This window comes from Paeniglutamicibacter kerguelensis (assembly GCF_017876535.1).
Classification (GTDB): domain Bacteria; phylum Actinomycetota; class Actinomycetes; order Actinomycetales; family Micrococcaceae; genus Paeniglutamicibacter; species Paeniglutamicibacter kerguelensis.
On the sequence record NZ_JAGIOF010000001.1, the window covers coordinates 384,084 to 407,967 of the forward strand.

Below are 23,884 nucleotides of genomic sequence, written 5' to 3' on the forward strand. Positions count from 1 at the left end.
AGTGGCATCAGTGCCGGCGCATACTGGGTGGGGGACGGGCTCAACCGGGTGCCCGCGCCGATCCGAAGGGGCGCATGAAAATGATTGGCTCTTGGCAGGCACTGGTCATAGACTGCGAAAATCCCGATGCGCTGGCCAGCTTTTACGAGCAGCTGCTGGGCATGGTTCGGGTGACAAACGACGACGACTGGGTGAGCATCGGTGACGCGCCGGATCGCCCGGCGATTGCTTTCCAGCGTGTCGATCCATACGTGGCGCCCGAATGGCCCGGTCACCTGCACCCGCAACAGGCCCACATCGATGTGAAGGTCAAGGACCTGGACTTGGCCGAAACAGAGGTTCTGGCGCTGGGAGCGACGTCGATGGCGGCCGGCTCCAAGACCTACCGGGTTTATCTGGATCCGCAGCGCCACCCGTTCTGCTTGGTCAGCTGGTAGGCGTTCCGGTATAGGTGCACCAGCACGCGGCCTCTCACCTACAGGCAAGGCGTTATTGGATGGCTGTCAGGGTTGGTTGAGTCACTCGGCAAGCTTGGAGGCCGTGCTGTGCCCTAGCCGTCGCCGGCCGTGAACGTTGCGTGGGCCACCAGCGCCGCCTGCAGCCTGGAAGTGACTTCCAGTTTTCCGATCACCCGGGAGACATGGGTCTTCACCGTAGTTTCGCTGATCCCCAGACTCCTGCCGATGCCGTGGTTGCTCAGCCCCGTGCCCAACTCGCGCAGCACCTGCAGTTCGCGCTCGGTCAACACCTCCCGGGGGTCAACGCGCGGGGGAGGGGCTGGATAGGCGGTGCGCGATTCCAGGGCCGCGCTCACCAGCTTTGCCGTGACCTCCGGGGAAATCACTTGGTCCCCGTTCATCACCGACTCCAGTGCGGCAATAATTCTTTGCGGGGCGGCCGTCTTGAGCAGGAACCCCTGGGCACCTGCCTTGAGGGCGCCGAAAAGGTACTCATCGTGGTCGAACGTGGTCAGCACCAGCACCTTGGACAACCGGCTCTCGGTGATTTGCCTGGTCGCGACCACCCCGTCCAGCACGGGCATGCGCAGATCCATCAGCACGATGTCGGGACGCAACGCGAAGGCCATGGCGACGGCAACAGCCCCGTTCTCCGCCTCGCCCACGACGTCGAAACCGGGTGCGGATTCGACGACCATGCGCATGCCCAACCTGATTGCCGCGTGGTCGTCCACCAGCAATACGCTGACGCTTGCCGGTTTATCGGTCTTCGGTGGTCCCTCGGTCATGGGCCGTTGCTCCTTGTTGCTGTGGGAATGGATCTTGTTGCCACGATGCCGTGGTTGTCTGGCGCCCGCTTGCGGGGGATCGGCTGCGCGAAGTTGGCGCGAGGTTTGGTGAAGCGCGTTTATCGCTCGGCGAGCGGCAGAAGCATGTTCAGGGTAAAGCGATCATCGCTGGCTTCCGCAGTGAAGATGCCGCCCAGCTCGCTGCTGCGTGCGTGCATGCTGCGCAACCCGGTGCCGGTGCCGGTGGATGGTTGTGCAAGGGGATCATTCCCGGTGCCGCCGCCCAGTGGGTTTGCGGCGGTGAACCGCACCGATCTGTCGGAAACCGCCAAGTCCAGTTCCAGTTCCCCGTGCGGCGCATGCTTGGAGAAGTTGATCAGCGACTCGTTGACCGCCCGGTAAAGCGCGGTCTGCAGCGCGGACGCCAGCCCCGCACCGGCATCCGCGAGTTCGTTGCTGTACCTCACGCGCAGCCCGGTTCCGGTAAAGGTCTCGATGAGTGCCGGCACATCGGCCAGCGTTCCCGCCGGGGCTAGCGGCGTCCCGCGATGCAGCATCCGGATCATCGTGTTCAGCTCCTCGATTCCCTTCACGCTTTGCACCCTGATTTCGGCCATGGCCCGGGCATTGAGCACCGCGTCGTGTGGCGCATTCAGTGACGCGCCGCTTTGAAGGGCGATGGCCGCAAGCCTCGCCGAGAGCACATCGTGAACCTCCCTCGCCATCAGGGTGCGCTCTGAGGCCAGCGCCATGTCGTGTTCGGCGGCCTGGACCTTGGCGCGCGCGGCCGCGGCCTCGGCAACCGCCGCGGCGGTTTGTGCCTCGCTTGCCGCCAGGTCGCGTGCTTTGCGGACATTGCCCGCCCATTCCGCAGGCATCAGCAGCGTCACGGCCACCACCAGGCCGATCGTCACGCTGATGGCTGCGGACCCCGTGACAAAGTACATCAGCACCACCAGCAGGCCGGTCAGCACCAGCGCGCCATGTTCGGCAATGCGCGAGAGCCGGGGACCGCCCAGCAACACCAGGGTGAAAACCGCCTCGAAGAGCAGGAAGAACCCGCCGGTGCTCCCCAACAGCAACAGCGCAATGCCCGACACCGCAATGAGCGCCGCAAAGACCGGAACGTTCAGCCGCCGAAGGAAAATCGCCAGGCACCCGATGGCCAACGGCACGGGCCACCACTGGGCGTAGTCGCGAAACCCCCAGGTGTTGGACCCGGCCAAGGCCAGTGCATGCAGCAGCCAGGTGAGCCCCGCATAGCTCAGTGCCGGGGTCAGGTCCTCCAGTCGGATTCTTCCCCAAGGCGTCGATTTGTCGGCCGAACGCAAGAAAGTAGTGGCTAGCACCCCTTTATCGTGCTGCCTCGCAACGCATAAGCCAAGAGCGGGCACCGGTGTCCTCCAAAGGTATGACACCGCATGCGACCGATGCCCGACGCGTTGTCACGGATTGTGCGGGATTCTGGCTTCATGATGCTTGGAACCACTGGACTGCTCCTCACGCTCGGCCTGCTTGCCCTCATCGATGCGACAAGCATTGGCACGTTGGTGATCCCGCTGTGGTTGGTGCTGCGCACCACGGGGCGCAAAAACCTTTCCGCCGCGATGCTCTACCTCGGCGTTGTGGCGACGTTCTACTTGCTGGTGGGCTTGTTGATCATCTGTGGCGTCTCCCGGTTCAACGAGGTGCTCTCCGGCGACCTGTTCAATGCACCGGCCATTCGATGGCTGGCACTCATTGCGGGGCTGGGCATGCTTGCCTGGGCCATCATCTCCCATCCGGACAAGACCAAGACCAAGGGCGCGGTCCATGCTCCGGCCCCGGCCCGAGGCACCCGCACGGAGGGGGAGCGAAGCGCCGGTGTCGCGACGGCTCCATTGCCCCCGGGGCGCCAGGAACCATCCGAGGGCCGCTGGAGCCGTCGCATCGATCGAGCGCTATCAAACCGGTGGGGCGTCATCGTGCTCGGGCTCAGTGCCGGGCTGATGGAACTTCCGACCATGCTGCCGTACCTGGGTGCCATCGGGCTGCTGGCCCAAGGAGGCCACCCGGTTCCCGCCCAGGTCGGCCTGCTGGTTGCCTACTGCCTGGTCATGATCGTCCCCGGACTGGCGATCATCGGGCTGCGCGCAATCGCCGGGGGACGAATGCAGCACGTCTTCGATGCCACGTCCCGCTGGCTGGCAAGAGTCTCCGCGGAGTCGTTGGCCTGGGCCATCGGGATCGTCGGATTCCTCATGGTGCGCTCTTCGTTGGTCTTTCTCTTCCCCGATGCCGGCTGGAATCCCTTCAAGTAATCGCACAACCAATCGCACGACGCCGGTTTGAAACGGCTGCCTGCGGACAATCCCACCGGTGCGCCCCGATTTTCCCGAAAGCATGGCCTGCACCAAAGCCACGTTGTACGCTGAAGCCCTGGGATCGTCAGGCATGGGGGCCGTGGCAGAACATCTGCGGCTGATCTGGGGGAAAAGGGCTGAACAAGAAGTTGTTGCTGTGGGCGCTTGGCGTCATCGTTTTCATGGTGGGCGCGACCGTCGCCTTCAACCTCGCCGCGCGCTCGCCGGCACCGGCATCGGCGGCAAACGGTGCAGCCGCGGCCAGCCAAGGCCCCGCGGTCGGCGAGCCGAATGCCGCCGATGGCGTTTCGCCCGACCCGGGCGCGTTGCCCGAGTCTTCGACCTCCACCGGCGCGTCTGCCGCATCGCCAACCAAGGCGGGCAAACCATCGGCAGGCGGCCCCTCGGCTACGGCCACGGCCATTGACAAGCCACGACTCGAGGTGCCCGCCAGCCCGAAGGCAAGCGTCACCACCCTGCCCAAATCCGTCGAGCGTGCTCCGGCCATCTCGGGGAAGGGACCCAAGGAAGGCACTGCCAAGGGCAAACTCACGCCGGGATTCCCCACCCACGCATTGCCGATCCCCGATGGCGCGTACATTGTTGGTTCCTCCGTGGTCACCCAGAAACGCAACGTCCAGGCCGCCTCGAATTTCCGGACGGGGATGAGCACCGAAAAGGTCTTGGCGTTCTACGAGTCCGCTGCCGCCAAACAGGGATGGCTTGCCACCTGCGGCACCGCGGCGGACGGGGCAAAGAACATCACCATCGGCTACGGCAAGGACACCGTCGTTGCCACGGTGCGCACTGCGGCAACGGGTGCGACGTTCGTGGCGGCCTTCGGCCGCTTCGTCGTTGGAAAATGACATGGTGAAGCGCAAACAGTCCCTCGTCCTCTCCGTCTTGGTGCTGACCGCGGTTCTCGCGGCTGTGGGCTTGGCACTGACCTCCCTGGTGGGGTTCGCGCAACGCAGCCAGGAACCCGCCGTCGCCGCGCAGGAGAACCCCGCCGGGATCGCGCAAGTTCCCCTGGTCGATGCGGTGGTGTTCAGGGATACCCGGGACACCGGGGATTACGGCAAGGTGGCATGGGTGCCGTTGGATGGCCCTCGGGGCCAACGAACGACCACGGGCCTGTCCTGCGATCGTGTCTACCGAACAGGCGGCATGCTTTCGTGCCTGAGCGTGAACCGCGGCATGAACACCAGCTACGGTTCCACCGCCTATGGCATCGGCGGCCACCGTCTTGCCGTCGATGCCCTCCCGGGAGAACCGAGCAGAACCCGGGTCTCGGCCACCGGGATGGTCGGCGTGACATCATTCATCACCGGGGAATCATACGAACAAGTCGGCTTCTCCACCCGAACGACCATTGCGACGCCCGGCGGCAAGGACTACGGAAACCTGCAGGACTTTACGATCAAGATCGGCGACCAGGTGCTCACCGCCGAAGACAGAAACGTCTGGGGGTCACCTTCGCCAAGGACGGCAACACGTTCTATGCGACCGCTGCTTCCGGAAAACAAACCTGGCTCATGCGTGGATCACTGACGGAGCGGACGATGGTTGCCGTAGTTGAAAACGCCGAATGCCCGTCCGTTTCGCCCAACGGCAAGCTGATCGCCTACAAGAAGCGTCGGGCCGATTCGCAGCCTGCGCACTGGGATATTGCCGTTCTCGACATTGCCAAGGGAACCGAGCAGATCTACCCGTTGGAATCGGGCTTCGATGACCAGCTGGAATGGTTGGATTCATCGACCTTGCTCTTTGGCCAGCCTCGCACCGACAACCCGGGCGATGCCAACATCGTCTCCCTGAAGCTCGAAACGGGTGCATCCCCGCAGCTGTTCATCGAACACGCGTGGTCGCCCTCGATTCAACGCTGACCCTTTCAGGTCTGGAGGCGCACCCTAACGGCATCGAATTGCCGGTGGCGCTGCCTGTCCATTGCCTATGCGATTTCGACCAGTCCGGTCGCGCCCGAATGCATGCAGGCCTTGAAGTATCGGATGGCTTAGGCCGGTGCCATGAAGGTCCAACGGCCCCCGGGGGATACCGGCGCCAGCGACTGATGGCACGGATACTTGTGGCCGCGAATGGTTTGCGTTCATCGACGCCCAGACCCCCGTCTTGAAGCACCGTCATGGGGCCATGGCGGTGCTTCAAGCCGACCGGCAGTGGGACTGCGGCGCCGGACCACGAGGACGGGCAATGCGTCAATGTCGCCACTGGATCGTTCGAATCGGGCATCGGGGCCGGTTGCGGAGCACTGCACTGGGGCAAAAGAAATCCAGCGGTCGTTGCAACCACCGTAAACCTGGGTGTTGCAACGACCGCTGGAACTCATGAATCTTCATGGGCGGTTCAACGTCAAGTGCCGTTGAACCGCGTGCGGCGACTTACGTTGTTGGCTGCCGGCTATTTCGTGTAGATCAGGTCCACAAAGTAGTTGGTGTTCAGCAACGTCGAGGTGGGCATGGTGCCCCCCGAACCGTATCTGTAGCGACCATTGCTCGTGGAGGCGGTGACCACCCCGTCCGAAAATGACTTGAGGAAGTACAAAGCTGTGGAGGACGTGTGCCCCTTGGGTGCCAGGTAGGAAACCGTGTACGTCCCGGGTGCCAGGTCCAAGGAGGTTGTGAAGTTCGCGCTTTGCCACCCGCGGGTCGTTTCGCCGGTGAATGTCACCGTCCCCAAAGACGTCCCGGAGGAATTCCAGATGGTTCCCGTGTGGGTTCCGGTGTTGGTGCTTTCCTTGAAGAACCTCACGCCCACAGCCTTGATCGGCACAGTGGTGCTGAACCGGAGTCCCACTTCAACCGATCTGGTGTCCAATGAATCCGAGCGCTGCGGAAGCGTTGAACCGAAGAGGTTCACTTGAGTCGCTGGAGGTGTCGGAGTCGGGGTTGGCGTGGGTGTAGGGGTTGGCGTGGGTGTCGGGGTCGGGGTCGGAGTGGGCGTCGGCGTTGGAGTCACAGGATCCGTGCCTGCTTCGCTGAAGACCAGGTCCACGAAGTAGTTGGTGTTTCCCCAGGAATTGGATGGAACCACGTTTCCCGATCCGTAGACATACAAGCAGTTGCTGCCGACGGTACGGAGAGGACCGACAGTGCGTGGACTGGCGAAATCACCGGAGGTGAAGCCGTAGCCACCCTTTGGCGCCAGGTACGAAACGATGAAGGTCGTATCTGCACTGATTCGAACCGGGGTAGCCAGGGTAGCCGTCTGCCAACCGGTGTCGGTTTCGCTGGTGAAGGTGACGGTGCCCAGCAACGTTCCGGTATCACTCCAGAGCGATCCCGTGTGCGTACCGGTGTTGAGGCTTCCCTTGTAGAAGCGGATGACCGAAACATCAATGTCCTTGGTGGTTTTCAAACGCAACCCAAGCTCAACCGAGGCATTGTCGGATGGGTCCAGGGAACCGGGAACGCCGAACCCGAGGAATGTTGAAGGGGCCCCGTCGAGTCGCGCAGTGCCGAACGTCCAAGACTGGTCGGCCAGCGCCGCTCCCTGCGCCGAACGAATGCCCTTCACCTCTGCCGTGAGCGTCTTTCCCGCCGGCAACGCATCTGTCGGCGTAAACGTCAACATCTTCGCGTCAGATGAAGTGCTGACCGTGCCGGCAACGGGTGTCGATCCGTCCTTCAGCGTGAAGGTGGTTCCGGACGCCAGCGGCTGGTTGAACGATGCGCTGACAGTCGTTGACGTGCTCACATCCGCTGCGCCGGATACGGGCGTGCGGGAGGTGAGGATGATGGCTTGGGCCGCACTTGGCGTGAATGAAATATCCACCAGGTAGCTGCTGCTTGTGTTGTTGTTCGGGAACCCCAGGGAATACGTAAAGGAACCCGAGCTGAAGTAGGTGCTGATGGGTCCCATGCTCAGCCCATCGCCAAGTCCGCCGGGTGTGTTCGAGTAGGTTCCGGGGGTCGTGTAGGCAACCGTGTACTCGGTGTTTGCGGAGATGTTCACTGGCGAACTGAACTTTGCGTATTGCCATCCCGAGGCGCTTTCATTGGCAAACGTGACTGATGCCAGCAGCGCGCCGGTGGAGGAGAAGAGCTTCCCGGTGTGTGGCCCGTTGTTGCCGGCGGCCTTGTAGAACTTCACGCCATCGACCGCGCCTGCTGTTTTGACGGAAAAACGCATTCCCAAGATCAGATCCGTGGCATCGTCAATCAGATCGATGGTCGGCAATGTCGAATCCTGATACAGGCTGCATGGACAGGCATCCGGCACAACGTCGGGTTTCACGGTGGTGAATGACCAAGCGGAACCCGATGCGACGGGGTTGCCGAGTGCATCGGTCGCGTCGATCTTTGCGGTGTAGCTTGTTCCGCTCACGAGCGACGCTGACGGGGTGAACGTGGCTCGGCGGGTGCTTGCCACATAGTTGGTTGTACCCTGGACCGAAGTTCCGGCCTGGGTCTTGAGCGTGATCTGAACGCTGGTGTCCGTCACCGGCTTGGACAGCGTGGCAGAAATCGCCGTGTTCAAGGGAACGCTGGTTGCCGTGTTGAGGGGTGCCTGTCCGTAAGCGTTGAGTGCCGAAGCGTCTTGGCTCTCAAAGAGCGCATCCACATAGTAGTTGCCCTGTTCAAAACTGCTGGTTGGCATGTTCCCGTTGGTGTCGTAAACGCCGGCCGGGTCGGACCCGAATCCGCCGGCGACATGCAGCGGGTCAGCGGCAATGCCCGAGTAGGCCCAAGCGTAGCTTTGCGCGGCGTAGTGTCCCTTGGCGGTGGAATAGGAAACCACGTATTCGGTGCCGGAATCCACCTCCACTGGAGCGCTGAATTTTGCCTCCTGCCAACCGTTTGCCGTCTCACCGGCAAACGTCACGGTTGCCAGTTTCTGGCCGGTCTTTGACCATAGCGACCCGGTATGGGTTCCAGTGTTTGCAGTGCTCTTGTAGAAACGAACACCGGTAATGAAGCCGTTGGTCGAGGGGTGAACCTGAGCCCCAATTCCACGGCGGACCCGTCGCCCGAATCCGCGGTGGCCGGTGCGTTTTCGCCGAATACGCTGTATGACCCGGCGACGGTCAGCGGGACAACTGTCGCAGTGGATGGGTAGTTGGCGCTGTCATCGATGGCCCGCACCAGGAGCGATTCGGTACCCATGCCCTGCTGCACGTAGCTGAAGGTCCAACTCGTGGTGCCTTGGGCGGGACGCCAGTGGGCGCCGGCATCGGTGGAGTATTCCACGCCCGCGACGACTCCGCCACCTGCATCGACCGCGGTTCCGGAAACGGTATATTTCTTGCCGTTCTTCGGTGCAGCCGGTGGCGGAGACGAAATGTTGACGCTTGGTGCGGTGGCGTCGGCAGACTTGGCGGCCGGGACGAGCCCGTTCATGAGCGTTGTCGGTTGGGCACCCATGTCCGCGAACAGGTTCACTTGGGCTTGCTGCATGATGGGGTCGGCCGCTGCACCGTCACCGTCGTGGGTTTGGTCAAGGCCCCAGGTTCACTGGATCGTTCCCGCGGAAAACACCAATGCCCCACTGGATGCCTTGTACAAACTCAAGTGGTGTTTGGTGTTGCCGGGGCCAACGGTGTTGCCGAAGTCCTGCAGGTACTCGGGGAACGCTCCCGTTGTCGTGGAGAGGAAGATCTGGCCAGCAGGACGGAAGCCGTTGTCCAGCGGCTCATCGGATTCGTAACCCACGGTGTGTGGGGCCAGTGCCTTGGTGGTGCCGGCAGCCAAGCTGGTCAACGGGGTGCTGCGCCACAGCCGGTTTTTCCCCTCTTGGGAGCTAACGGTCACGGGCAGGTCGCCGTTGTTGACCATGTAATGCGTTCCGGTGAGCGAGTTTTCGGGGCGCCCTGCACCTGCGCTGACGGAAGCAAACCGCGGATCACGGGTCGTTCCTGTCCATTCGCTGCTGGGATCGATCTTGGCGTTGGCCCAGGTTTCCTTGTAGCTGACCATGGTGCGGTAGGCAGTTCCGTCCGTGGTCGAAGCCTCATACCGGGTCCGCCAGTAGGCCTCGTTGCCTGAAAGGAACTGCAGGTTCACGCCTGCATCGCGGGCCTTTTCAAAGTTCTTCCATTGGTTTCCCGACCAATACTCGTCATGCCCAACCGACAAGACCACCTTGTGGTTGGTCATCAGGTTGCCGCGGCGATCGGAATCGACTCCGCTGAAGTAGCTCACGTCGTAGCCGTTGCGCTCCATGAATCGCACCAGAGGGTATTCGTTGCCGAAGTAGAAATCACGGGCCTCGATGCCGCCGCGGGTGTTGAAGGGGCGGTTGTAGCTGAGTTTGTACGCGCGTCCGTTGGCTGCACCCTGGTAAAAATCCGATCCTCCATACGTGTTGTACGCATGCCACGTGGGATCCGAAGTCTGGAACAAGATGTCCGAATGGCTGGAATCGTCGCGGACGATGAACGTGATGTGGCTTGTATCGTCCCTGTCGGCCCGGTGGAGCTTGGCCACGTAGATGCCGGAGACGGCGTCCGCAGGTACGTTCCAACTTGCCGAAACACCCCAGTTTCCGCAGTCGACCAGTTCGGTGGCCACGTCATTGCGGCAGGCCGGTTGGGTTTGGGGGAGCGTTGCGCTTGGCGACACCGATGCAATCTTGCGGGCACCCAGTCCCTGGTACCAGCCTGTGCGGTAGATGTCGATGGTGTAGGCGCGGGCGCTGGTATCGATCTTGAAATCGACCTTCTGGCCCACGTTGACGCTGATGTCCGTGGCAAACCCCTGGATGCTGTCGTCGCCTGCACCCTGGATGTCCCATTCGGAGGCATCGGTTCCGGGCTTGCTGTTTTCGCAGACGATCTTGTTTGCCCCCGGGCGCGCTGGGATCGGCCGCAACCGAACTTGGGGCGGTAAGCGTCACCGCCACCATCGCAAGGGCAGACGCCAGCGCCCACCATCGTCGGGAATAAGAGTGGGCGGCTGGACCATCTCCAAGCCTTTGCCCCTGCCGCGAAAAACCGCTACTTAAGTTGCGTGATAAACCCGACGAGTATTTCATGCGTTTCCCCAAAATCATGATGGTGCGGTCACCCGCACATACGGCCCCAACAACACGTAATCGGGTTCAATCTAGGGTCGAAGCAATTAAGCTAACAAGCGTAATTCATACTCGGATTAGATCCGGCCGCTGCGGGTTTGAGAGAATGGATGCATGGAACCCCTCGGTAGCAGCTCGGCCCCAGCGCAGGGCAAGAAAATCACCATCAACGCCTCCACCCTCTCCCTGGCCGTCATGGTCACCGTCTTCCTGGTGGCGGTCGTCTTTGCCGCGAACCAGAACGATGTCATCGGCTGGTTTGTCGTGGTGATCTCCCTCGGCTGGCTTCTGCTTTCCGCGTTCCTGGTCTTCGGCCTCAAGCGTGGCGCGGCGAAGATGACCGACCAGCTCAAGGCGGCAACTGCCGCGGCGGCCGCGCGCGGGAACGGTTCCCAGCAGGCACCCGTGGTCATTGACGAGGGCACCCGCAACCGCGACCTGAAGCTGGACCACTCGTTCAAGATCATCCAGGTCCAGACCAAGGTCGTGAACGACTACCGTGGCCAGACCGGCGAGGAAGCCGCGGGCATGGTGGACCGCGCCCTTGAAACCATCGAGATCACCGCGGCCAACGCCCGCGACATGATGAAGCCGGCCAACAACGGCGAGCCGATGACCGGCGAGGTCATCGACTAACACCCGTTCCGGGGCGACACCCCGGCCCTGCCCCCGACAACCCCAGACCAATTATCTGTAAGGTGGATTGCGTGATACCTACCGCAGAAGAGATCCTGACCAAGTCCGACGGCGCCTTGCGTGTTGCCTCGGTGAACGTCAACGGCATCCGCGCAGCATACAAGCGCAACATGGCCGACTGGATCGCAGCCCGTGACCTTGATGTGTTGTGCCTCCAGGAGGTCCGCGCACCCGACGCGATCCTGCGCGAACTCATCGGCGACGGCTGGCACATCCTGCATGCCGAGGCCCAGGACAAGGGACGCGCGGGTGTAGCCGTGCTTTCGCGCACCGCGCCGATCGCCACGCGCAACCACATCGGCGACGAGTACTTCGAGACCACCGGCCGCTGGGTCGAGGCGGACTTCGAGCTCGCGGACGGCAAGGTGCTGACGATCGTCAGCGCCTACGTGCACTCGGGCGAGGTCGACACCCCCAAGCAGGTGGACAAGTTCCGCTTCCTGGACCGGATGATCGACCACCTTCCGGCGCTGAAGGCCGAGAAGGACCACGTGCTGGTCGTCGGCGACCTCAACGTCGGCCACACCACGCTGGACATCAAGAACTGGAAGGGCAACGTAAAGCGTTCGGGCTTCCTGCCCGAGGAACGTGCCTACTTCGACCGCTTCTTCGGCGAGGAGATCGGCTACAAGGACGTCGCACGCGAGCTGGCCGGCGAGGTCGACGGCCCCTTCACCTGGTGGTCGTGGCGGGGGCAGGCCTTCGTCAACGACACCGGATGGCGCATCGATTACCACATGGCCACCCCGGAACTTGCCTCCCTCGCGACCAAATCAGTCGTTGACCGCGCATCCAGCTACGACGTGCGCTTCTCCGACCACGCACCGTTGGTCGTCGACTACCAGTTCTAAAGGACTCTGCAACTCATGAGCGAAACCTTCGCCACCCCCGCCCGTCCGCGCGTGCTTTCGGGCATGCAGCCCTCGGGCGACTCCCTGCACCTGGGCAACTACCTGGGCGCACTGGTCAACTGGGTCCAGACGCAGGATGAATACGACGCGTTCTTCTTCATCCCGGACATGCACGCGATCACCGTCCCGCAGGATGCGGCCGGCCTGCGCGACCGCACCCGCAAGACCGCGGCCCAGTTCATCGCCGGCGGCATCGACCTGGACAAGTCCACGCTCTTTGTCCAGTCGCAGGTTCCCGAACACGCGCAGCTCGCCTGGGTGCTGAACTGCATCACGGGGTTCGGCGAGGCCAGCCGGATGACCCAGTTCAAGGACAAGAGCTCCAAGGGCGGCGCGGACGCCTCCTCGGTTGGCCTGTTCACCTACCCCGTGCTGATGGCCGCGGACATCCTGCTGTACCAGCCGCAGGGCGTCCCGGTGGGCGACGACCAGCGCCAGCACGTGGAGCTGGCCCGCGACCTGGCCACCCGCTTCAACCACCGCTTCGGCGAGACGTTCGTGGTGCCGCAGGCCATCATCAAGAAGGAGGGCGCACGCATTTACGACCTGCAGAACCCGACCTCCAAGATGTCCAAGTCGGCTTCCAGCCCCAACGGCCTGATCAACGTGCTGGACGATGCCAAGACCGTCGCCAAGCGCATCAAGTCGGCGGTCACGGACGCGGACACCGTCATCGCGCACGACAGGGCCAACAAGCCCGGCGTCAGCAACCTGCTGGAAATCCTTTCCACCGTCACCGGGACCGCGATCCCGGCGCTGGTCAACGAGTTCGACGGCAAGATGTACGGCCACCTGAAGGTCGCGGTCGCCGATGCCGTGGTCGAGGCCCTGGCTCCGGTCCGGGCACGGACCCTCGAGCTGCTCGAGGACCCGGCGGAACTTGACGCGATCCTGGCCGCCGGCGCGCTCAAGGCGCGCGAGGTCGCCTCCAAGACACTGGCCGACGTGTACGACCGCGTTGGCTTCATGGCGCCCGTGGGCGGGATCTCCTAGCCATGGCCAGCGGAGCGGGGGAGGAGACGGGCACCGGCGGCGTGGAATCCACGGCGCTTGGTGTCGTGATCGAAGTTCCTTCCCCGCTTCGCGAATCCCTGCGTGCCTGGCGGTGCACCTACGGTGGCGAGGCCGCCGCCCGCGTTGAACCGCACATCACCCTGGTCTCGGGTTCCACGACGGACTGGGACGCCGCAGCCGCTCATGTGCGCGCCGTGGCCGCACTGGCCGGGCCATTCCGTGTTTGCCTGCAGGGCACCGGAACCTTCCGGCCCGTGGCCCCCGTCGTCTTCCTGAACGTGCGCGAGGGGACGGAAGCCTGCACCGCCCTGCACGATTCCCTGCTCAGGGGCCCTCTGGGACACGACCTTTCCCATGCCTACCACCCTCATTTGACGATCGCCCACGAGGTCGCCGACGCACTCATGGATTCGGCGCAGGAAGACCTGCGCGATGAGTCGATGGGATTCACCGTTTCCTCCATCGGCCTCTTCGGCATCGACGAAGCAGGGCAGTGGTCGTTGCGGGAGGAGCTGGAACTTGGCGGCGCGGAAAAATAGCAGGGACAAGCTACTGAAGCTGGTCACGGCGCCCGACGCCGATGATCCCCGCATGCAGGATTCCGTGCCCGATCCGCTGGAGGCCGACCCCGACATTCCCGAAAAGGGGACCAAGGCCCCCGGCATCGCGGCCCGGCCGTATGTCGGCGCACCGCCGGTTCCGCCCCCGAGTCCGCTGGACCCGCATGCGCTGGCGTCCTTTGTCCGGCTCAAGACCCAAGAGCTCTATGCTGCGCGTGCCGGCGGATCCTTGTTCCAGCGCATTGCGGCATACTTCAAGCTGGCCATGGCCTGGTTCAACTCGCTGTACCCCATGCGCGTCTGGAACCTGTATGCACGCCGCCGCGGCCCGTTGCTCGCTGCGGGCGGGGCCTACCTCATGTTCTTCTCGATCGCCGCAATGCTGGTTGCCGGATTCGCCGTGCTCGGCATGGTGGCAAGCGACAACCCGATCTTGCGCGACGGCATCATCGAAATGGTGGCGGCCAGCACGCCGGGCCTGATCGACACCGGCAACGGCGGGTTGGCCAAGCCGGAGGACCTTCTGGGGGTGGGCGACTTCGGGCTGGCCCTTGCCATTTCGCTCATTGCCTTGGTCTTCACCTCCCTGGGGTGGCTGGCGGGGCTCCGCGAGGGCATCCGCATCATCTTGGGGCTGAACCGGGACAGGTCAAACCCCGTGGTCTCTAAGGTGCGTGATGCGGCGTTGCTGATGCTGCTGGCCGTGGCCCTGGTGGCTTCCAGCGTGATGGCCATCGCCAGCTCGTCCATGATTGATACGCTGGCCGACCTGCTTCACCTCGGCAGCCTGTGGACCAGCGCGCTGACCAGGGCCGGATTTGTGGTGGCAATGTTTGCGCTGGACTGTGCCACGGCCTGGGTCCTGCTGCGTGTCGCCTCGCGGGTTGTCATGATCAAGGGCGCGCTCTGGCCAGCAGTGATCCTGGCGGGCGCCGGTGCCACCACGCTGCGGTTCTTCTCCGCCATGCTCCTGTCCTCACTGACCAACAACGTCCTGTTGGCGCCCTTTGCGGTGATCCTGGGGCTCTTTGTCTGGTTCAACCTGCTCAGCCAGGCGTATTTGATATCGGCGGCCCTGGTTGGGGTGCGTGCTGCGGACCTCAGGCGCGAGCGCGCAAAAACCGTCGTCTAGCCGCCGGCTCCGGGGGAGGACACGGCAGCTTGCCGGTGCCCCGTGCCGGGGTCGGCAAGCTGCCGGGATCCCACTGCCCAAGCACCCGGAACTCGGCTAGACTGCAAAAAACCGGTCCTGGGGGACCGGCTGTCTGCACCTTGGGGGTTGCATGCCAGACAAGACCAGCAATCAATCGAACCATGCGAGCGCACGAGGACCGGGAGCCGAGGGCCACTACGGGCACGGGCCGGCCCCGCGATCGGCATCGGGCCGGATTCCGCAATGGGCCCGCGAAGAAACCCTGCGGCGGCAGGACCCCGTGATCACCGGGCCCGCCACGCCGGGCAAGAAACCTCGGCGCCGGCGGCCGGCCGGGGCATGGCGCCGTCCGGGCGCGCGGCGCAACGTCGTGGTGGGCGTGGGGATCGTGGTGGCGCTCTACGCATCCACGGTTGTCCTGGACAACCACGTCATGCCGGTGGTCCAGTCCTACCTGCCGTGGTCCGATGTTCCGCCCCGCGGTGTGGAGGCGGCCGCAAACCCATTGGGCACCCCGTCGGCGACGCACGACTCCACGGCGTACAAGTTGCATCCCTCGCCGGACAAGATGCAAAAATTCGTTGCCTACGACCCCTGCCGGCCGATCCACTACGTCATCCGGCCGGACGGCGCTCCACCCGACGCCGAAAGGCTCGTCCATGAGGCGGTCGAGGCCGTGTCCGAGGCCAGCGGCCTCCGCTTCATCTACGACGGCACCACCAACGAGGCCCCTTCCGAGCAGCGCACGAAGTACCAGCCCGACCGCTACGGCAAACGTTGGGTGCCCGTGCTGGTTACCTGGTCGTCGCAGGCCGAGATCCCGGCCTTGGCGGGTGACGTCGCCGGGCTGGGCGGCAGTTCCTATAACTCGGCACGGGGCACGCCCCTCGTCTTCGTCGCCGGCCAGGTCAATCTCGACGGACCCGACGTGGCCGCGATGATGCGCCAACCGCAGGGAGCGGATCATGTGCGGGCCGTTGTCATGCACGAATTCGGGCACGTGCTGGGGCTTGACCACGTAGGGGATCCGAACCAGCTCATGTACGAGGGGCCCAGCTACCGGACGAGCTTGGCCGCGGGCGACCTTGCCGGGTTGGCGGTGCTGGGCACCGGCGCATGCGTTCCGCAACTGTAGCCACGGCACCGGGCCCCGGAGGTCGGCGCAACGCTTCGGGGGTTAACGAACAATGGTCCGGTTCCCCGAAGGGAACCGGACCACTGCGGCCAAACCTAGCTGAAACTAGATGGAGCGCGACAGGATTGCCTGCTTGACCTCGGCGATGGCCTTGGTCACCTGGATGCCACGCGGGCATGCTTCGGAGCAGTTGAAGGTGGTGCGGCAGCGCCACACGCCTTCCTTGTCGTTGAGGATCTCCAAACGCATGTCGCCAGCATCATCGCGCGAGTCGAAGATGAAGCGGTGTGCGTTCACGATTGCTGCCGGGCCGAAGTACTGGCCGTCGGTCCAGAAGACCGGGCAGGAGGAGGTGCAGGCGGCGCAGAGGATGCACTTGGTGGTGTCCTCGAACTTCGCGTGCTCCTCGGCGGACTGGTAGCGCTCGGCCGAAGGCTCGTGGCCCTTGTTGACCAGGAACGGCATGATTTCGCGGTAGGACTGGAAGAACGGCTCCATGTCGACGATGAGGTCCTTTTCAAGGGGCAGGCCCTTGATGGCTTCAACGGTGATCGGCTTGGAGTGGTCCAGGTCCTTGAGCAGGGTCTTGCAGGCCAGACGGTTGCGGCCGTTGATGCGCATGGCATCGGAGCCGCAAATGCCGTGGGCGCAGGAGCGGCGGAACGAGAGCGATCCGTCGATGTCCCACTTGACCTTGTGCAGGGCATCCAGCACGCGGTCGGTGCCGTACATGGTCAGCTCGAAGTCTTCCCAGTAGGCGTCTGCGGTGGTCTCCGGCAGGTACCGGCGAACGCGCAAGGTGATGTTGAACTGCGGAATTTCTCCGCCGCCGCCAACACCGGGCTTCAGCTCAATCTTCGATGCTGGTTCCGGAAGTTCCGTGCTCATTAGTACTTACGCTCCATCGGCTGGTAACGGGTAAAGACAACGGGCTTGGTTTCCATGCGGATACCTTCAATGCCCTCGGTGGCGGCAGCCTCATCCTTGTAGCACATGGAGTGCTTCATGAAGTTCTCGTCGTCGCGATCCGGGTAGTCCTCGCGGTAGTGTCCGCCGCGGGATTCCTTGCGGTACAGGGCCGCAGCGGTCATGACCTCTGCCATGTCCAGCAGGAAGCCAAGCTCAATGGCCTCGAGCAGGTCGAGGTTGAAGCGCTTGCCCTTGTCCTGGACCGAAACGCTCTTGTAGCGTTCGCGCAGCTCTTCGATGACCACAAGCGCCTCGGTGAGCGACTTCTTGTCACGGAACACCTGGACGTTGGCGTCCATGATGTCCTGCAGCTGCTTGCGGATCGGGGCCACGCGCTCGGTTCCGGTGGAGGAGAGCATGGATTCGATCTGCGTGGTGGTGAACTTTTCCGGGTCTTCCGGAAGGTCCACGAATTCGGCGCCCAGTGCGTACTTGGCGGCCGAGACGCCTGCGCGCTTGCCGAAGACGTTGATGTCCAGCAGCGAGTTGGTGCCCAGGCGGTTGGAACCGTGAACCGAAACACAGGCAACTTCGCCGGCGGCGAAGAGACCCGGGATGACGGTGTCGTTGTCCTGGAGAACCTCGGTGTCGATGTTCGTCGGGATGCCACCCATGGCGTAGTGGGCCGTCGGGTAAACCGGAACCGGATCGGTGAACGGCTCGACACCCAGGTAGGTGCGGGCGAACTCGGTGATGTCCGGAAGCTTGGCTTCGATGTGCGCCGGCTCCAGGTGGGTGAGGTCCAGGAGGACGTAGTCCTTGTTTGGACCGCAACCGCGGCCTTCGCGAACCTCGTTGGCCATGGCCCGGGCGACGATGTCACGCGGTGCCAAGTCCTTGATGGTCGGTGCGTAGCGCTCCATGAAGCGTTCGCCCTCCGAGTTGCGCAGGATGGCGCCTTCGCCACGTGCGCCCTCGGTGAGCAGGATGCCCAGGCCGGCCAGGCCGGTCGGGTGGAACTGGAAGAACTCCATGTCTTCCAGCGGGATGCCATTGCGGAAGGCAATACCCATGCCGTCACCGGTGAGGGTGTGGGCGTTGGAGGTGGTCTTGAAGACCTTGCCGGCTCCACCGGAGGCGAAGATCACGGACTTGGCCTGGAAAACGTGAAGTTCGCCGGTGGCCAGGTCGTAGGACACGACGCCGGCAACGCGCTTCTGCTTGTAGGCGGTTCCGTCTTCGCGGAACGCATCTTCTTCAACCAGCAGCAGGTCCAGCACGTAGTACTCGTTGTAGAACTCAACGTTGTGCTTGACGCAGTTTTGGTAGAGGGTCTGCAGGATCATGTGACCGGTGCGGTCTGCTGCATAGCAGGCGCGGCGAACGGCGGCCTTGCCGTGGTCGCGGGTGTGGCCACCGAAGCGACGCTGGTCGATCTTGCCCTCTGGGGTGCGGTTGAAGGGCAGGCCCATCTTTTCCAGGTCGAGCACTGCGTCAATGGCTTCCTTCGCCATGATCTCCGCAGCGTCCTGGTCCACCAGGTAGTCGCCACCCTTGATGGTGTCAAAGGTGTGCCATTCCCAGTTGTCTTCTTCTACGTTGGCCAGTGCTGCACACATGCCACCCTGTGCCGCACCTGTGTGCGAACGAGTTGGGTAAAGCTTGGTGAGAACGGCCGTACGTGCGCGCTGGCCGGATTCGATGGCCGCGCGCATGCCTGCGCCGCCAGCTCCGACGATCACGACGTCGTACTTATGTACCTGCATACCTGATGCTCTCTTTTCTTGAATTCTTTACTTCGGCGAACGAGTGCCGAAGATTACTTGCAAACTGGAAGGTCGCTACCAGCGATGCAAGGATCGAAGGTGAAGATCACCAGGGTGCCAAGGATGACGATGATGATGGTGGCAACGTAGAGAATGCCTTTGAGCCACACGCGGGTGGCCGGCTTCTCGGCGTAGTCGTTGATGATGGTGCGCACGCCGTTGGTGCCGTGCAGCATGGCGAGCCAGAGCATGGCAAGATCCCAGAACTGCCATACCGGGTCGGCCCACTTGCCGGCGACGAAGCCGAAGTCGATGGCGTTGATGCCGTCGCCGACCATCAGGTTGGTAAAGAGGTGGCCGAAGATCAGAACGACGAGGGCCACGCCGGAAAGGCGCATGAAGAGCCAGGCAACCATTTCGAAGCTGCCGCGCGACTTGTTGGCGCGGGAGTACTTCGGGTCAAGGCGTTGGCTGCGGGGTGCAGCGATTTGAGCCGACATGGGTTAGTGACCTCCAAAGGCGAGTGACAGGTGGCGAATGGAGAATGCCAGCATGGTGATGACCCAGAGGGCCAAAACGCCCCAGAGCATCTGGCGCTGGTACTTGGTTCCCTGCTTCCAGAAGTCCACCAGGATCAGGCGCAAGCCGTTGAACGCGTGGAAGACGATGGCGGCGACCAGAGCGGTTTCGCCAAGTGCCATCAGCGGGTTCTTGTAGGTCGCCATGACGGCGTCGTATGCGCCCGGGGAAACCCGGACCAGCGACGTGTCGAGCACGTGTACCAACAGGAATAAGAAAATAACGACACCCGTAATGCGATGCCCCACCCAAGACCACATGCCTTCGCGGCCGCGGTAGAGGGTGCCTGACGAAGTCTTCGACACTGAATTAACCTCCATGACTCACAAGGGCGCATGTGTATCTTCCACACAATAAATTGACGCCGGAGTGCGAGCGTTCCTTGCCCGATCTTAGACCAACTAGGGCTGGGGTGCCCATTGTTTCCCAGTGTTGTGTGAGTAGGCTCACCGATCACGGTGATACATTGACAAAAACCCAAGAAATTGCGCGAATTAGAATAGATTTTAGTGCCGTATTCCCGGCGGGCCTATCAGCGCATTCCCAGCCTTAATCAACTACCGTTAGTCGGATGAACGCTGAACTCTTGGCTCGATTCCACGGTGTGATTCCGGCAGGTGGAGTCGGAACCCGACTGTGGCCGCTCTCGCGTGCCGCAGCCCCCAAATTTCTCCACGACCTCACCGGGTCCGGATCCACGCTGATTCGTGCCACCTATGAACGCCTGATCCCGCTTGCCGGCGGGAACATCATGGTCGTCACCGGCCGCGCCCACCGCACCGCGGTGCTCGCCCAGCTCCCCGAGGTGAGTGATCTCGACCTTGTCCTTGAACCGGAGCCCAAGGACTCGGCCGCCGCTATCGGCCTGGCTGCGGCGATCCTGTACCGGCGGAACCCTGAAACCATCATGGGTTCCTTTGCCGCGGACCAGGTCATCGGCCCGGTCGAGGTCTTCCAGGACGCGGTGCGCGAGGCCATCCACACGGCCGCCACGGGCAAGATCGTCACCATCGGCATCCGTCCGACGCTTCCCTCGACGGCCTTCGGCTATATCCGTGCCGGCGACCGCCTGGAGATTTCCGGTGCGCCCACCGCCCGCGACGTTGTCGAGTTTGTGGAAAAGCCTGACGAGGACACCGCTCGCCGCTACCTTGCCGACGGGGGATACCTCTGGAACGCGGGCATGTTCGTGGCGCCGGTGGCATTGATGCTTGAACACCTCGAGCGTAGCGAACCGGAACTGTACGCGGGCCTGATGGAAATCGCCGCAGCCTGGGAAACCCCTGCCCGCGACGAGACGATGGACCGCATCTGGCCCACGCTGCCCAAGACCGCCATCGACTACGCGGTGGCCGAGCCCGCCGCCGCGGCCGGCGACGTCGCGGTGATCCCCGGTGTCTTCAACTGGGACGACGTGGGGGACTTCGCGGCCATCGGCCGCCTGAACCCGGCAAGCGAAGAAACCGGCGTGACGGTCATCGGGGACGTCAAGCGCGTCTACTCGGACAACGCCACGGGCGTGGTGGTCACCGATTCCAAGCGCGTGATCGCGCTTATCGGCATCCATGACGTGGTTGTCGTGGACACCCCCGACGCGCTGTTGGTGACAACCAAGGAGCATGCGCAGTCCGTCAAGAACACCGTTGACACCCTGAAGAAGAACGGCGTCATGGACGTCCTTTAAACACCGGGCAAACACCGGGCGCAAACGCAATGGAACTTGGATCCCGGCCATGCCGGGGTCCAATCCGTTTTCCGGGGCTGAACCTTCTTGCCCCAAGCACGGCAACGCAACAGATCAACACGCAACAATGCAACATTTGCACTCAAAAGCACGCCGCCGCAGACCCCACCCAGTATTGTCGTTCTTGTGCGTATGAGTATCGATCAAAACCAGCAGATCCCCTCGGTGAAACCCTGGGTGACCCCGCTTCTTGGCGAGCTGGTGGACTTCCGCCGCGAACTTCACGCCAACCCCGAACTTTCGTTCGTGGAATACAAGACCACCGAGCGCATCCTCGCCCAGTTGCGGGCCGCAGGCCTGGACCCCGTCGCGTTGGAGGAAACCGGTGCCTTCGTCGACATCGGAACCGGCCCGATCGCGCTGGCCCTGCGCGCCGACATCGACGCCCTGCCGATCCTCGAGGAGACGGGGCTCGAATACGCCTCGGTCATCGACGGCGTGGCGCACTCCTGCGGCCACGACATCCACACCACGGTGATGCTGGGCGTCGCCAAGGTGCTCAAGGCCATTGACACCGAGGGCAAGCTCAGCGGACGCATCCGCGTGATCTTCCAGCCCGCCGAGGAAAAAATGCCCGGCGGCGCACTCACCGTCATCGAGGCGGGCGTGCTCGACGACGTGCCGCGCATCCTGGCGCTGCACTGCGAACCGCGCATCGACGCGGGCAAGATCGGCACGCGCATCGGCGCGATCACCAGCGCGAGCGACACCATCAAGATCGAGCTCACCGGCCGCGGTGGACACACCTCGCGCCCGCACCTGACCGAGGACCTGGTCTTTGCAATGAGCCAGATCGCCATCAACGTCCCGGCCGTGCTGAGCCGACGCATCGACGTCCGTTCCGCCGTTTCGGTGGTCTGGGGACAGATCCATGCCGGAAGCGCCCCCAACGCCATCCCCGCGACCGGCTACCTTGCCGGAACCATGCGCTGCCTTGACGGCGAGGCGTGGAAGGGGGCCGGCGACCTGCTGGACGAGGTCGTCCGCCAGGTGGCGACCCCGTACGGCGTCGAGTTGAAGCTGGAGCACACCCGTGGCGTGCCTCCGGTGATCAACGCCGAGGAAGAGACGGATCTCATCGAGGATTCGGCCCGCGCCGAGATCGGGTCCGCCGCCATCGTGCTGACGCCGCAGTCGATGGGCGGGGAAGATTTTGCGTGGATGACAAACAAGGTCCCAGGATCCATGATGCGGCTGGGCACACGCACACCCGGAGGGGAAACCTACGACCTCCACCGGGGTGACTACATCCCTGATGAATCCGCAATTGAGGTCGGCGTGACGGTCATGGCTGCAGCCGCGGTGAGGGCCATCGCCCAGCTGAACGGGGCGGTCGAAGGAGCAACGTCAAGCGCTTAGAGTGTTATGCGCTTGTAACATTTGGGGCCTCGAACGGGGCACATTGGGCGTTAGGCTAGGTGGATGTGAAATCGTCGTTTCCGAAACCCCGCTTCCGGGTTGCGGGACGGATCCGATTCACCACCCGGTGCCTAGCGGCAATGCAACAGACACGATCTGGTGCGGAAAACAAGAATTTTTGCTTCCCTGGATCGTGACACGTAGCTCGTAACCCAATGGAGGGAACCTACATGCGCAACATCAAGCGCAAGTCCGGAATGGCCGCGGCCATCCTCGGCATTTCTGCACTCGTTTTGACTGCCTGCGGCGCGGCGCCGGAAGCGTCCCCGTCAGGTTCGGCAGCACCGAGCGCCGGCGGCTCGACCGCGGCAGGTGCCGCGGACTTCACCGGCTGCATCGTCTCCGACTCCGGCGGATTCGACGACCGTTCCTTCAACCAGTCCTCCTACGAGGGCCTGCTCCAGGCACAGAAGGACCTGGGCATCGAGGTGAAGAAGGCCGAGTCGAAGGCTGCAACCGACTTCGCCCCCAACCTGAACTCCATGGTCAAGGGCGGCTGCGACCTCACCATCACGGTCGGCTTCCTGCTCTCGGACGAGACCAAGAAGGTCGCTGCCGCCAACCCGGAGAAGCACTTCGCGATCGTTGACGACAATGCCATTGACGCCAAGAACGTCAAGCCGATCATCTACGACACGGCCCAGGCCGCTTTCCTCGCCGGCTACCTCGCCGCAGGCATGTCCGAGACCGGCAAGGTTGCCACCTACGGCGGCATGAACATCCCGACCGTCTCCATCTTCATGGACGGCTACGCCGATGGCGTTGCCTACTACAACGAGAAGAAGTCCAAGAACGTAGAGGTTCTGGGCTGGGACGTCGCCGAGCAGAACGGCACCTTCACCGGTGACTTCGAGAACCAGGGCGCCGGCAAGAACACCACGCTGACCTTCGCCAACGAAGGCGCCGACGTGATCATGCCGGTTGCGGGCCCGGTTGGCCTGGGAACCATGGATGCCGTCAAGGAACTCAACGCCGGCGGCAAGGACGTCAAGGTCATCTGGGTTGACGCCGACGGCTTCGAGTCCCTGGCCTCGGGCAACGAGTTCATCCTGTCCTCGGTCATCAAGGAAATGGGCAAGTCCGTTGAGGACGTTGTCACCTCGGACGTTGAGGGCAAGTTCGACTCCACCCCGTACGTCGGCACCTTGGAAAACGGCGGAGTCTCCCTCGCACCGTTCCACGATTTCGACTCCAAGGTCTCCGCAGAGCTCAAGGGCGAGCTGGACCAGCTGAAGGCCGACATCGTTTCGGGCGCCGTGAAGGTCGAATCGCCTTCCAGCCCGAAGAGCAACTAACACAGCAATAAGGTAGCCAGCCAAACGCGTCGTTCCGGCCCTTTTCCCGCCCGTGGGAGAAGTCAGGACGGCGCGTTTGGTTGTGC

General features: G+C 63.2%; 23 protein-coding genes. 14 read left to right on the plus strand and 9 right to left on the minus strand.

The window, feature by feature from the left end; translation table 11 throughout:
• Positions 1-74: 74 nt before the first annotated feature.
• Positions 75-437 carry a VOC family protein gene (locus JOF47_RS01770; protein WP_342592680.1) on the plus strand — a complete coding sequence of 121 codons (363 nt, stop codon included), beginning with the start codon at positions 75-77 and terminating at the stop codon, positions 435-437.
• A gap of 113 nt (positions 438-550) precedes the next feature.
• On the opposite strand, the gene JOF47_RS01775 is transcribed toward JOF47_RS01770, so the two are convergent.
• Together JOF47_RS01775 and JOF47_RS22255 are read right to left on the minus strand one after the other, a co-directional pair.
• Entirely contained in the window at positions 551-1,246 is a 696-nt protein-coding gene (locus tag JOF47_RS01775; RefSeq protein WP_209995564.1) for a response regulator, read from the minus strand.
• A gap of 119 nt (positions 1,247-1,365) precedes the next feature.
• Positions 1,366-2,595 carry a sensor histidine kinase gene (locus tag JOF47_RS22255; RefSeq protein ID WP_209995566.1) on the minus strand — a complete coding sequence of 410 codons (1,230 nt, stop codon included), beginning with the start codon at positions 2,593-2,595 and terminating at the stop codon, positions 1,366-1,368.
• A 123-nt stretch (positions 2,596-2,718) separates the two neighbouring features.
• Here JOF47_RS22255 and JOF47_RS01785 point away from each other — a divergent pair, with 123 nt between their 5' ends.
• The 4 genes from JOF47_RS01785 (at position 2,719) to JOF47_RS01800 (ending at position 5,474) form a co-directional block, all read left to right on the plus strand.
• Positions 2,719-3,546, plus strand: a complete 828-nt coding sequence (locus JOF47_RS01785; RefSeq protein ID WP_209995568.1) for a GAP family protein — start codon at positions 2,719-2,721, stop codon at positions 3,544-3,546.
• A gap of 194 nt (positions 3,547-3,740) precedes the next feature.
• Positions 3,741-4,454, plus strand: coding sequence for a hypothetical protein (locus tag JOF47_RS01790; RefSeq protein WP_209995570.1), 714 nt, complete (start codon positions 3,741-3,743; stop codon positions 4,452-4,454).
• A 1-nt stretch (position 4,455) separates the two neighbouring features.
• Positions 4,456-5,139, plus strand: coding sequence for a hypothetical protein (locus JOF47_RS01795; protein ID WP_209995572.1), 684 nt, complete (start codon positions 4,456-4,458; stop codon positions 5,137-5,139).
• An 11-nt stretch (positions 5,140-5,150) separates the two neighbouring features.
• On the plus strand, positions 5,151-5,474 hold the full coding sequence (locus JOF47_RS01800; protein ID WP_209995574.1) for a TolB-like translocation protein: 324 nt from the start codon (positions 5,151-5,153) through the stop codon (positions 5,472-5,474).
• Positions 5,475-6,006: 532 nt separating this feature from the next.
• Here JOF47_RS01800 and JOF47_RS01805 read toward each other — a convergent pair.
• The 3 genes from JOF47_RS01805 to JOF47_RS01815 are packed head-to-tail and all read right to left on the minus strand — an operon-like array spanning position 6,007 to position 10,415.
• Positions 6,007-8,520, minus strand: coding sequence for a DUF4082 domain-containing protein (locus JOF47_RS01805; protein ID WP_342592844.1), 2,514 nt, complete (start codon positions 8,518-8,520; stop codon positions 6,007-6,009).
• Complete coding sequence (locus tag JOF47_RS01810) at positions 8,427-9,002, minus strand: molybdopterin-binding protein (protein WP_209995577.1); 576 nt, start codon at positions 9,000-9,002, stop codon at positions 8,427-8,429. The genes JOF47_RS01805 and JOF47_RS01810 overlap by 94 nt, the downstream gene beginning before the upstream one ends.
• 54 nt (positions 9,003-9,056) lie before the next feature.
• On the minus strand, positions 9,057-10,415 hold the full coding sequence (locus JOF47_RS01815; protein WP_209995578.1) for a N,N-dimethylformamidase beta subunit family domain-containing protein: 1,359 nt from the start codon (positions 10,413-10,415) through the stop codon (positions 9,057-9,059).
• A 316-nt stretch (positions 10,416-10,731) separates the two neighbouring features.
• Between JOF47_RS01815 and JOF47_RS01820 the strand changes: the two genes are divergently transcribed.
• From JOF47_RS01820 to JOF47_RS01845, 6 genes are all read left to right on the plus strand, one after another.
• Positions 10,732-11,253 (plus strand): hypothetical protein, encoded by a 522-nt coding sequence (locus JOF47_RS01820; protein ID WP_209995579.1) that lies wholly within the window; start codon positions 10,732-10,734, stop codon positions 11,251-11,253.
• A 71-nt stretch (positions 11,254-11,324) separates the two neighbouring features.
• Positions 11,325-12,164, plus strand: coding sequence for an exodeoxyribonuclease III (locus tag JOF47_RS01825; RefSeq protein WP_209995580.1), 840 nt, complete (start codon positions 11,325-11,327; stop codon positions 12,162-12,164).
• Positions 12,165-12,179: 15 nt separating this feature from the next.
• Positions 12,180-13,217, plus strand: a complete 1,038-nt coding sequence (gene trpS / locus JOF47_RS01830; protein WP_209995581.1) for a tryptophan--tRNA ligase — start codon at positions 12,180-12,182, stop codon at positions 13,215-13,217.
• Between the two features lie 2 nt (positions 13,218-13,219).
• Positions 13,220-13,777 (plus strand): 2'-5' RNA ligase family protein, encoded by a 558-nt coding sequence (locus JOF47_RS01835; protein ID WP_209995583.1) that lies wholly within the window; start codon positions 13,220-13,222, stop codon positions 13,775-13,777.
• Between the two features lie 52 nt (positions 13,778-13,829).
• The gene (locus JOF47_RS01840; RefSeq protein WP_209995585.1) at positions 13,830-14,930 is read left to right on the plus strand and encodes a YihY/virulence factor BrkB family protein; all 1,101 of its coding nucleotides are present in this window, start codon (positions 13,830-13,832) and stop codon (positions 14,928-14,930) included.
• A gap of 151 nt (positions 14,931-15,081) precedes the next feature.
• Positions 15,082-16,086, plus strand: a complete 1,005-nt coding sequence (locus JOF47_RS01845) for a matrixin family metalloprotease (RefSeq protein ID WP_209995587.1) — start codon at positions 15,082-15,084, stop codon at positions 16,084-16,086.
• A 105-nt stretch (positions 16,087-16,191) separates the two neighbouring features.
• Here JOF47_RS01845 and JOF47_RS01850 read toward each other — a convergent pair whose 3' ends face one another.
• The 4 genes from JOF47_RS01850 to sdhC are packed head-to-tail and all read right to left on the minus strand — an operon-like array spanning position 16,192 to position 19,645.
• A complete protein-coding gene (locus JOF47_RS01850) occupies positions 16,192-16,974 on the minus strand; it encodes a succinate dehydrogenase iron-sulfur subunit (RefSeq protein ID WP_209995589.1) in 783 nt (260 codons plus the stop codon).
• On the minus strand, positions 16,974-18,761 hold the full coding sequence (sdhA, locus tag JOF47_RS01855) for a succinate dehydrogenase flavoprotein subunit (protein WP_209995590.1): 1,788 nt from the start codon (positions 18,759-18,761) through the stop codon (positions 16,974-16,976). Before sdhA ends, JOF47_RS01850 begins: the two co-directional genes overlap by 1 nt.
• 53 nt (positions 18,762-18,814) lie before the next feature.
• A complete protein-coding gene (locus JOF47_RS01860; protein ID WP_209995592.1) occupies positions 18,815-19,261 on the minus strand; it encodes a succinate dehydrogenase hydrophobic membrane anchor subunit in 447 nt (148 codons plus the stop codon).
• Between the two features lie 3 nt (positions 19,262-19,264).
• Entirely contained in the window at positions 19,265-19,645 is a 381-nt protein-coding gene (gene sdhC / locus JOF47_RS01865) for a succinate dehydrogenase, cytochrome b556 subunit (RefSeq protein ID WP_232317856.1), read from the minus strand.
• A gap of 266 nt (positions 19,646-19,911) precedes the next feature.
• Between sdhC and JOF47_RS01870 the strand changes: the two genes are divergently transcribed.
• From JOF47_RS01870 to JOF47_RS01880, 3 genes are all read left to right on the plus strand, one after another.
• On the plus strand, positions 19,912-21,024 hold the full coding sequence (locus JOF47_RS01870; RefSeq protein WP_209995594.1) for a mannose-1-phosphate guanylyltransferase: 1,113 nt from the start codon (positions 19,912-19,914) through the stop codon (positions 21,022-21,024).
• 192 nt (positions 21,025-21,216) lie between these two features.
• Entirely contained in the window at positions 21,217-22,443 is a 1,227-nt protein-coding gene (locus JOF47_RS01875) for an amidohydrolase (protein ID WP_209995596.1), read from the plus strand.
• A gap of 230 nt (positions 22,444-22,673) precedes the next feature.
• Complete coding sequence (locus JOF47_RS01880) at positions 22,674-23,798, plus strand: BMP family lipoprotein (protein WP_209995598.1); 1,125 nt, start codon at positions 22,674-22,676, stop codon at positions 23,796-23,798.
• The last annotated feature ends 86 nt before the right edge of the window (positions 23,799-23,884 follow it).

Excerpts from the sequence above, each read along its gene's own strand:
- JOF47_RS01770 (WP_342592680.1), top strand. The coding sequence starts at position 75 with ATGAAAATGATTGGCTCTTGGCAGGCACTGGTCATAGACTGCGAAAAT.
- JOF47_RS01775 (WP_209995564.1), bottom strand. The coding sequence starts at position 1,246 with ATGACCGAGGGACCACCGAAGACCGATAAACCGGCAAGCGTCAGCGTA.
- JOF47_RS01785 (WP_209995568.1), top strand. The coding sequence starts at position 2,719 with ATGATGCTTGGAACCACTGGACTGCTCCTCACGCTCGGCCTGCTTGCC.
- JOF47_RS01795 (WP_209995572.1), top strand. The coding sequence starts at position 4,456 with ATGGTGAAGCGCAAACAGTCCCTCGTCCTCTCCGTCTTGGTGCTGACC.
- JOF47_RS01800 (WP_209995574.1), top strand. The coding sequence starts at position 5,151 with ATGGTTGCCGTAGTTGAAAACGCCGAATGCCCGTCCGTTTCGCCCAAC.
- JOF47_RS01810 (WP_209995577.1), bottom strand. The coding sequence starts at position 9,002 with ATGCAGCAAGCCCAAGTGAACCTGTTCGCGGACATGGGTGCCCAACCG.
- JOF47_RS01820 (WP_209995579.1), top strand. The coding sequence starts at position 10,732 with ATGGAACCCCTCGGTAGCAGCTCGGCCCCAGCGCAGGGCAAGAAAATC.
- trpS (WP_209995581.1), top strand. The coding sequence starts at position 12,180 with ATGAGCGAAACCTTCGCCACCCCCGCCCGTCCGCGCGTGCTTTCGGGC.
- JOF47_RS01835 (WP_209995583.1), top strand. The coding sequence starts at position 13,220 with ATGGCCAGCGGAGCGGGGGAGGAGACGGGCACCGGCGGCGTGGAATCC.
- JOF47_RS01840 (WP_209995585.1), top strand. The coding sequence starts at position 13,830 with ATGCAGGATTCCGTGCCCGATCCGCTGGAGGCCGACCCCGACATTCCC.
- JOF47_RS01845 (WP_209995587.1), top strand. The coding sequence starts at position 15,082 with ATGCCAGACAAGACCAGCAATCAATCGAACCATGCGAGCGCACGAGGA.
- JOF47_RS01850 (WP_209995589.1), bottom strand. The coding sequence starts at position 16,974 with ATGAGCACGGAACTTCCGGAACCAGCATCGAAGATTGAGCTGAAGCCC.
- sdhA (WP_209995590.1), bottom strand. The coding sequence starts at position 18,761 with ATGCAGGTACATAAGTACGACGTCGTGATCGTCGGAGCTGGCGGCGCA.
- JOF47_RS01860 (WP_209995592.1), bottom strand. The coding sequence starts at position 19,261 with ATGTCGGCTCAAATCGCTGCACCCCGCAGCCAACGCCTTGACCCGAAG.
- JOF47_RS01870 (WP_209995594.1), top strand. The coding sequence starts at position 19,912 with ATGAACGCTGAACTCTTGGCTCGATTCCACGGTGTGATTCCGGCAGGT.
- JOF47_RS01875 (WP_209995596.1), top strand. The coding sequence starts at position 21,217 with ATGAGTATCGATCAAAACCAGCAGATCCCCTCGGTGAAACCCTGGGTG.
- JOF47_RS01880 (WP_209995598.1), top strand. The coding sequence starts at position 22,674 with ATGCGCAACATCAAGCGCAAGTCCGGAATGGCCGCGGCCATCCTCGGC.